The 8,658-nt window shown below is 70.0% G+C and carries 7 protein-coding genes; all 7 read left to right on the forward strand.

All coding sequences use genetic code 11. The annotated features are described in order from the left end of the window. Positions 1-36: 36 nt before the first annotated feature. The 7 genes from ABZ371_RS09380 to ABZ371_RS09410 all read left to right on the forward strand — a co-directional run bounded on the left by ABZ371_RS09380 (position 37) and on the right by ABZ371_RS09410 (position 8,576). Positions 37-1,191 (forward strand): mandelate racemase/muconate lactonizing enzyme family protein, encoded by a 1,155-nt coding sequence (locus ABZ371_RS09380; protein ID WP_358675797.1) that lies wholly within the window; start codon positions 37-39, stop codon positions 1,189-1,191. Continuing rightward, positions 1,188-2,207: an alcohol dehydrogenase catalytic domain-containing protein gene (locus ABZ371_RS09385; RefSeq protein ID WP_358675800.1), complete on the forward strand. Its 1,020-nt coding sequence runs from the start codon at positions 1,188-1,190 to the stop codon at positions 2,205-2,207. Before ABZ371_RS09380 ends, ABZ371_RS09385 begins: the two co-directional genes overlap by 4 nt. Positions 2,208-2,326: 119 nt before the next feature. Further along, a complete protein-coding gene (locus ABZ371_RS09390) occupies positions 2,327-3,310 on the forward strand; it encodes a hypothetical protein (RefSeq protein WP_358675803.1) in 984 nt (327 codons plus the stop codon). Between the two features lie 138 nt (positions 3,311-3,448). Then, on the forward strand, positions 3,449-4,558 hold the full coding sequence (gene chvE / locus ABZ371_RS09395) for a multiple monosaccharide ABC transporter substrate-binding protein (RefSeq protein ID WP_358675806.1): 1,110 nt from the start codon (positions 3,449-3,451) through the stop codon (positions 4,556-4,558). A gap of 31 nt (positions 4,559-4,589) precedes the next feature. Beyond that, positions 4,590-6,140 carry a multiple monosaccharide ABC transporter ATP-binding protein gene (gene mmsA / locus ABZ371_RS09400; RefSeq protein ID WP_358675808.1) on the forward strand — a complete coding sequence of 517 codons (1,551 nt, stop codon included), beginning with the start codon at positions 4,590-4,592 and terminating at the stop codon, positions 6,138-6,140. Next, positions 6,137-7,381, forward strand: coding sequence for a multiple monosaccharide ABC transporter permease (gene mmsB / locus ABZ371_RS09405; RefSeq protein WP_358675810.1), 1,245 nt, complete (start codon positions 6,137-6,139; stop codon positions 7,379-7,381). Before mmsA ends, mmsB begins: the two co-directional genes overlap by 4 nt. A 28-nt stretch (positions 7,382-7,409) precedes the next feature. Continuing rightward, on the forward strand, positions 7,410-8,576 hold the full coding sequence (locus tag ABZ371_RS09410; RefSeq protein WP_358675813.1) for an aldose epimerase family protein: 1,167 nt from the start codon (positions 7,410-7,412) through the stop codon (positions 8,574-8,576). Positions 8,577-8,658 lie beyond the last annotated feature (82 nt).

The following is an 8,658-nucleotide window of genomic DNA, read 5'->3' on the forward strand; positions in this document are numbered from 1 at the left end:
AACACGAAACACCGAACACGCAGAGAGGCAACACCCGTGCGTATCACCGGAATCAGCACGCATGTCGTGGGCACGCCCTGGCGCAATCTCACCTACGTCCAGGTGCACACCGACGAGGGGCTCACCGGGGTCGGCGAGACGCGGATGCTCGGACGTACGGACGCGCTGGTCGGTTACCTCCAGGAGGCGTCGGCCAACCACATCGCCGGATCCGACCCGTTCGCCGTCGAGGACCTCGTCCGCCGCATGAAGTACGGCGACTACGGGCGGGCCGGGGAGATCGTGATGTCGGGTATCGCGGTCGTCGAGATGGCCTGCTGGGACATCAAGGGCAAGGCGCTCGGCGTCCCGGTGTGGCAGTTGCTCGGCGGGAAGGTCACCGACCGGGTCAAGGCGTACGCCAACGGCTGGTACACCACCGAGCGCACCCCGGAGGCGTACCACAAGGCGGCGCAGGGGGTCGTCGAGCGCGGGTACCGGGCGCTGAAGATCGACCCCTTCGGCACGGGCCACTTCGAGCTGGGCCAGGCGGAGACCCGCTACGCCGTGTCCCTGATCGAGGCCGTCCGGGACGCCATCGGCCCCGACACCGAGCTGATGCTGGAGATGCACGGGCGGTTCAGCCCCTCGACGGCGGTGCGGATCGCCCGCGAGATGGCGCCCTTCGCGCCGGCGTGGCTGGAGGAGCCGGTACCGCCGGAGAACCTCAAGGCGCTCAGCAAGGTCGCCGAGAAGGTCGACCTCCCGATCGCGACGGGTGAGCGCATCCACGACCGCATCGAGTTCCGCGAGCTGTTCGAGTCGCAGGCCGCCGACATCATCCAGCCCGACCTCGGCCACATCGGCGGCATCCTGGAGACCCGCAAGCTCGCCGCCACGGCCGAGACCCACTACACGCTGGTCGCACCGCACAACGTGGGCGGTTCGGTGCTGACGGCGGCCAGCCTCCAGCTCGCGGGCTGCACGCCGAATTTCAAGATCCTCGAGCACTTCAACGACTTCGCGGACGCCGACATCAAGAAGGTCGTCAAGGGCGCACCGCAGGTCGATCCCGCCACCGGCTGCTTCGAGCTCTCCCACGCCCCGGGGCTCGGTGTGGAGCTGGACGTGGACGCCGCCGCGGAGTTCCCGCAGCAGCAGGCACGGTTCGACCTGTGGGCGGACGGCTGGGAGAAGAGGCAGCCCAAGTGAGCACGCTCTCGCGTTCGCTGGTCGTCGAGCGGCCCGGCAGCCACCGGCTGACCGAGGGCCCCCTCCCGGAGCCGGGTCCCGGCGAGGTCCGGGTGCGGGTCGCCGCGGCCGGGATCTGCATGAGCGACCGCGAGGTGTACGACGGCCACCGCGACGCCGCCTACGTGCGGTACCCCGTGGTGCCGGGCCACGAGTGGTCGGGGACCGTCGACGCCGTCGGTGCGGGCGTCGATCCCGCCCTCACCGGCCGGCGCACGGTCGCCGAGGGCTTCCGCGCCTGCGGTTCCTGCGAACGGTGCCGGTGCGGGGAGACATCGCTGTGCACGGCGGGTTACGAGGAGACGGGCTTCACCCGCCCCGGCGCCTTCGCCGACCACGTGGTGGTACCGGCCCGGCTGCTGCACCTGCTCCCCGACGACGCGGACCTGCGGGCCGCGGCCCTGCTGGAGCCGGCCGCGGTCGTCGCGGCGGCGGTGCGGGCGGCTGCCCCGGAGCCGGGCGAGCGGATCGCGGTGGTCGGGGCGGGGACGCTCGGGCTGCTGGCCGCGCAGCTGCTGGCGGCCGTCTCACCGGCCGGGCTGACCGTGATCGACCCGCGTGCCGTACGGGCCTCGCGGGCCCTGGACTTCGGGGCGGACGAGGCGCGCAGTCCGCAGGAGGCGGAGGAGGTCCGGGGCCGGTACGACCTGGTCGTGGAGACCGCCGGCGCACCGACCACCGCGGCCGACGCCTGCCTGCTGGCGCGGCGCGGCGGGCGGGTGGTCCTCACCGGGATGTTCACCCCGGGGGCGGTGGGCATCGACCCGGTGCACCTCTCCCTCAGCCAGCTCACCGTGCGCAGCGTCTTCGGGGCTCCCTCGTCGGCCTGGTCGTACGCGGTACGGGCGTTCACGGCGGGGCTGCTCGACCCCGCCCCGCTGATCACCCACGAGTTCCCGCTGGAGCGGTTCGCCGAGGCCGTGGCGCTGGTCGGCGCCGGCGGCCCGGAGACGGGGAAGGTGCTGCTGCGTCCCTGACGGGCCGCCCCGAGCCGTGCACCGGGACGGCGGCCGTCCGGCCCCCTCCGTACCGGGGCACACCCAAAGACCCGAATGTCGTCCGAGATACCGAACAAATCGAACATGAAGGACCAGCCGTGAACGACGTCCCTGCCACTCCCCCCGGTACCACCGGCTTCCGGCGCCCCGGTGACGCCGTACTCACCTCGCTGGGCCTCGGCCCCGCGCCCCTCCTCCCCTCCGACGCCTCCCCGCACTCCTTCCCCGGTGGCGGGACCTGGCGCACCGAAGTGCCCTCGGTGGAGGGGCCGGAGGCCCTCGGTGCCGTACTGGAGGAGTCCGCGAGGCTCGACGTCCCGGTCCACCGCATCAGCCAGGGCAGCGGCGTCTGGATGCTGACCGACGCGGAGATCACCGAGATGGTGAAGGGCTGCGCCGAACGGGACGTCGAGCTCTGCCTGTTCACCGGGCCACGCGGCACCTGGGACACCGGCGCGTCGGTCCGCACGGACTCCGGCGGCGCCGGGCTGCGCGCCCGGGGCCACGACGCCCTGGCCGGCTGCGTCGAGGACGCCCTGCGCGCCACCGGGCTGGGCGTGAAGTGCCTGCTGGTGGCCGACGAGGGGGTGCTGTGGACCCTGCACCGGCTGCGTGAGCAGGGCGCCCTGCCGGCGGACACCACCTTCAAGGTGTCCGCGCTGATCGGTCCCGTGAACCCGGCGTCGTACGCCGTGTTCGAGCAGCTGGGGGCCGACTCGGTCAACATCCCGTCCGACCTGACGCTCGCCCAGCTCACGGAGATCCGCCGGGTCTCCCGGGCGCCGATGGACCTGTACATCGAGGCCCCGGACGACCTCGGCGGCTACGTGCGGATGTACGAGGTCGCCGAGCTGATCCGGCGCGGTGCGCCGCTGTACCTGAAGTTCGGCCTCTCCCGCTCCCCCGGGATCTATCCGTACGGACGGCACCTGCGGGAGCTGGCGCTGGCCACCGCCAGGGAGCGGGTGCGGCGCGGCCGGCTGGCGCTGGACCTGCTCGCGCGGCACGGGGCCGACGGGGGCATGGCGCCGCTCGGCACCCGGCTGCCGGGACCGCTCAACCGGTTCGCGATCCCCTCATAACGTTCCGGAAACACTCCGCCCAAAAAAAGACAGAGCCGCGCACAATCCCACACACCCGTTCTCGGTCGATGCGCCCCAGCCCCCTGGACGTGCCGGCGTCACCGGACCGAACCCCCACCCACACCAAGGATGATGACTATGCGCAACCGCAGAGCCGCACTCGCCGCCATAGCCTCCGCCGCCTCCCTCGCCCTCGCCCTGACCGCCTGCGGGCAGAACGGCGAAGGCGGCAGCGACGAGGACAAGGGCGGCTCCGACGGCGCCACCATCGGCATCGCCATGCCGACCAAGTCCTCCGAGCGCTGGATCTCCGACGGCGCCAACGTCGAGAAGGAGCTCGAGGCCAAGGGCTACGAGACCAAGCTCGTCTACGGTGAGGACGACCCGGACCAGCAGGTCTCGCAGATCGAGAACATGATCACGCAGGGCGTGGACGCCCTGATCATCGCCGCGATCGACAACAAGTCCCTCGACAACGTGCTCCAGCAGGCCAAGGACGCCGACATACCGGTGATCTCCTACGACCGGCTGATCCTCGGGTCCGAGAACGTCGACTACTACGCCTCGTTCGACAACGAGAAGGTCGGCGAGCTCCAGGGCACCTACATCGTGGACAAGCTCGGCCTGAAGGACGGCGGGAAGGGCCCCTTCAGCATCGAGCTGTTCGCCGGCTCCAACGACGACAACAACACCAAGTACTTCTTCCAGGGCGCGATGAACGTCCTCAAGCCCTACATGGACAAGGGCGAGCTCGTCGTCCGGTCCAAGCAGACCGCCCTCAACCAGGTCACCACCCTGCGCTGGGACGGCGGCACCGCGCAGAAGCGCATGGACGACCTCCTGACGTCCAGCTACCGCAGCGCCCGGATCGACGCCGTCCTCTCGCCGTACGACGGCATCTCCATCGGCATCCTCTCCGCCCTCAAGTCGGACGGCTACGGCTCCAAGGCCAAGCCGATGCCCGTCGTCACCGGCCAGGACGCCGAGGTCGCCTCGGTGAAGTCGATCATCACGGGTGAGCAGACGCAGACGGTCTACAAGGACCTGCGCCAGCTCGCCAAGGTCGCCTCCAACATGGTGGACGCCGCCCTGAACGACAAGAAGCCCGAGGTCAACGACACCAAGTCCTACGACAACGGTGCCAAGGTCGTCCCCGCCTTCCTGCTGCAGCCGGTCAGCGTCGACAAGGCCAACTACAAGCAGGTCCTGGTCGACGGCGGCTACTACACCGAGAACGACCTCAAGTAACCGGGCCCCTCAAGGATTGGAAGGCAAGACCATGGCGGGACCCGTCCTGGAAATGCGCTCGATCGTCAAGACCTTTCCCGGTGTCAAAGCGCTGTCGGACGTCACGCTGACCGTCCGCCAGGGCGAGGTCCACGCCATCTGCGGAGAGAACGGCGCCGGCAAGTCGACCCTCATGAAGGTCCTCTCCGGCGTCCACCCGCACGGCAGCTACGAGGGGGACATCCTCTTCGAGGGCGAGACCTGCCGCTTCAAGGACATCCGGGCGAGCGAACAGCACGGCATCGTGATCATCCACCAGGAGCTGGCGCTGGTGCCGTACCTCTCCATCGCGGAGAACATCTTCCTCGGCAACGAGCACGCCCGGCGCGGACTGATCAACTGGAACGACACCCTCAGGCACGCCGGCGAACTGCTGCGCCGGGTCGGCCTCGACGAGCACCCGGAGACCCGCGTCGCCGACATCGGTGTGGGCAAGCAGCAGCTGGTGGAGATCGCCAAGGCGCTGTCGAAGAAGGTGAAGCTGCTCATCCTCGACGAGCCGACGGCGGCGCTCAACGACGAGGACAGCGGCAAGCTCCTCGACCTGATCCTCTCGCTGAAGGACCAGGGCATCACGTCGATCATCATCTCGCACAAGCTGAACGAGATCCGCCGGGTCGCCGACTCGGTCACGATCATCCGCGACGGGCACTCCATCGAGACGCTCGACGTGAAGGCGGCGGGGACGACCGAGGACCGGATCATCAGCGGGATGGTGGGCCGCGACCTGGAGAACCGTTTCCCCGAGCGCACCCCGCACCACCCCGAGAAGGGGACCGCGCCCGCCCTGGAGATCCGCAACTGGACCGTGCACCACCCCATCGACCAGCAGCGCAAGGTCGTCGACGACGTCTCCATCGAGGTGCGGCGCGGCGAGATCGTCGGGATCGCCGGGCTCATGGGCGCCGGCCGCACCGAGCTGGCGATGAGCGTCTTCGGCCGCTCCTACGGCCGGTACGCGGGCGGCTCCGTCCTCAGGGACGGCACCGAGGTCCGCACCAAGAGCGTCCCCGAGGCGATCAGGCACGGCATCGCCTACGCCACCGAGGACCGCAAGCACTACGGCCTCAACCTCATCGACACCATCAACCGGAACATCTCGCTCACCTCGCTGGGCAAGGTCGCCCGGCGGGGCGTGGTCGACGAGCACGGGGAACGGCAGGTCGCCGAGGGCTTCCGCAAGTCCATGAACATCAAGGCACCGACCGTCTTCGAGACGGTGGGCAAGCTGTCGGGCGGCAACCAGCAGAAGGTCGTGCTCAGCAAGTGGATCTTCGCGGGTCCGGAGGTGCTGATCCTGGACGAGCCCACGCGCGGCATCGACGTGGGCGCGAAGTACGAGATCTACACGGTCATCGACCAACTGGCCGCCCAGGGCAAGGCGGTCGTCTTCATCTCCTCCGAGCTGCCCGAGCTGCTCGGCATGTGCGACCGGATCTACACGATGGCCGCGGGACGGCTGACGGGCGAGTTCTCGCGGGCCGAGGCCTCGCAGGAAGCGCTGATGCGCCGGATGACGAAGGACAAAGAGGTAAACCGATGAGCACGGACCTGACCGCCAAGACCCCGGCCCCCGCGCCGTCCGGCGGAGGCGGACCGGCCTCCGGCGACGGCCTGCTGCAGCTGGTGCTCGGCGGCATGCGCCGCAACATGCGCCAGTACGGCATGCTGATGGCCCTCGGCCTGATCGTGGTGCTGTTCGCGGTGTGGTCGGACGGCGACCTGCTGCTGCCGCGCAACGTCTCCAACCTGGTGCTGCAGAACAGCTACATCCTGATCCTCGCGATCGGCATGATGCTCGTCATCATCGCGGGCCACATCGACCTCTCGGTCGGCTCGCTGACCGCGTTCATCGGCGCGATGGCCGCCGTGCTGATGGTCGAGCACCATCTCGCCTGGCCGCTCGCGGTGGTGCTGTGCCTGGCCATCGGCGCGGTCGCGGGCGCGGTGCAGGGGTTCTTCATCGCCTACCTCGGCATACCGTCGTTCATCGTGACCCTCGCGGGCATGCTCCTCTTCCGCGGTCTGACGGAGATCTTCCTGAAGGGCCAGACGCTGGGCCCCTTCCCGAAGGACCTGCAGAAGGTCGCCAACGGCTTCCTGCCCGAGGTCGGCCCCACCACCAACTACCACAACCTCACCCTGCTGCTGGGCCTTGCCCTGATCGCCTTCGTGGTGGTCCAGGAGGTCCGCGACCGCAAGCGGCAGCAGGAGTTCGCCCTGGACGTGCTGCCGGCCAGGCTGTTCCTCCTGAAGCTGGCCGCCCTCGTCTCGGCCGTCCTCGTCGTCACGCTGCTGCTCGCCAGCTACAAGGGCGCCCCGGTCGTCCTGCTCATCCTCGGCGCGCTGGTCGTCGGTTTCGGCTACGTGATGCGGAACGCGATCGTCGGGCGCCACATCTACGCCATCGGCGGCAACCTGCCCGCGGCCAAGCTGTCGGGCGTGAAGGACAGGAAGGTCACCTTCCTGGTCTTCCTCAACATGGGCATGCTCGCGGCCCTGGCGGGACTGGTCTTCGCCGCCCGTTTCAACGCGGCCTCGCCGAAGGCGGGCCTCAACTTCGAGCTGGAGGCCATCGCGGCCTCGTTCATCGGCGGCGCGTCGATGAGCGGCGGCGTCGGCACGGTCCTCGGCGCGATCATCGGTGGCCTGGTCCTGGGCGTGCTGAACAACGGTATGAACCTCGTCGGCATCGGCACCGACTGGCAGCAGGTCATCAAGGGCGCGGTGCTGCTGGCCGCCGTCGGCTTCGACGTCTGGAACAAGCGCAAGGTCGGCTCGTAACACCCCTTCCCGCGACAGGAGTTGTTTCATGACCTTCATATCCGGAACCAGCAGACGCACCGTCCTGGCGGCCACGGCCGCCACCGGGCTGGCCGTGGCGGCGGGCGCGCCCGCCGCGCACGCCGCGGCCGGCGGACGTACCCCGTCCAAGGAGCTCTTCGGCACGCTCGCCGACGGCACGAAGGTCCACAGGTGGACCCTCGCCAACGGCGGCACCCGGCTGAAGGTGCTGTCCTGGGGCGGTGTCGTCCAGTCCCTGGAGACCCGCGACCGCGGGGGCCGGACGGCGAACGTCGCTCTCGGCTTCGACAACCTCGCGGACTACGTGGCGAAGTCACCGTACTTCGGCGGGCTGATCGGCCGGTACGGCAACCGCATCGCCGACGCGCGCTTCACCCTCGACGGTGTCACGCACCACCTCCCCGTCAACGACGACCCGAACAGCCTCCACGGCGGCGACCAGGGCTTCGACAAGCGGGTCTGGGACGTGCGGCCGTTCGCCGCGCGCGGCGAGGTCGGACTCGTCCTGACCCGAAGGAGCCCGGACGGTGAGGCGGGGTACCCGGGGAACCTCGACGTCCGGGTCGTCTACACGCTCACGGCACGCGGCGAGTGGCGCATCGACTACACGGCGACCACGGACCGGGCCACCGTCGTGAACCTGACCAGCCACACCTACTTCAACCTGGCCGGCGAGGGCAGCGGCAGCGCCGACGGGCACCTGCTGGAGTTGGCCGCCGCCCGTTACACCCCGGTCGGCGCGACGCTCATCCCGACCGGTGAGCTCGCCCCCGTGGCCCGCACCCCGTTCGACTTCCGGCGGGCCCGGGCCCTCGGCCAGGCCGTCCGCACCCCGCACGAGCAGATCGGGTACGGGCAGGGCATCGACCACAACTACGTGCTGGACAAGGGGAGCACGGCCCGGCCGGAGTACGCGCTGACCGTCACGGACCCCGGCTCCGGCCGGGTGATGAAGATGTACACGACGGAGCCCGGCATGCAGGTCTACACCGGCAACTTCCTCGACGGCACGCTGACGGGCACCTCGGGCCGGGTCTACCGCCAGGGCGACGCGTTCTGCCTGGAGTCCCAGCACTTCCCCGACTCCCCCAACCAGCCGTCGTTCCCCTCGACGGTGCTGCGGCCCGGCCGGACGTACCGTTCGACGACGGTGCACTCCTTCTCGGCACGCTGAACAGCACGGCGGAGGGGGGGCTCCCCCCCCCCCCGCGGGCGCCCCCGCCCGCCACACCACCCACCCCAGAAAGGTAGGACAA

This window comes from Streptomyces sp. NPDC005899 (assembly GCF_040629645.1).
Taxonomy (GTDB): domain Bacteria; phylum Actinomycetota; class Actinomycetes; order Streptomycetales; family Streptomycetaceae; genus Streptomyces.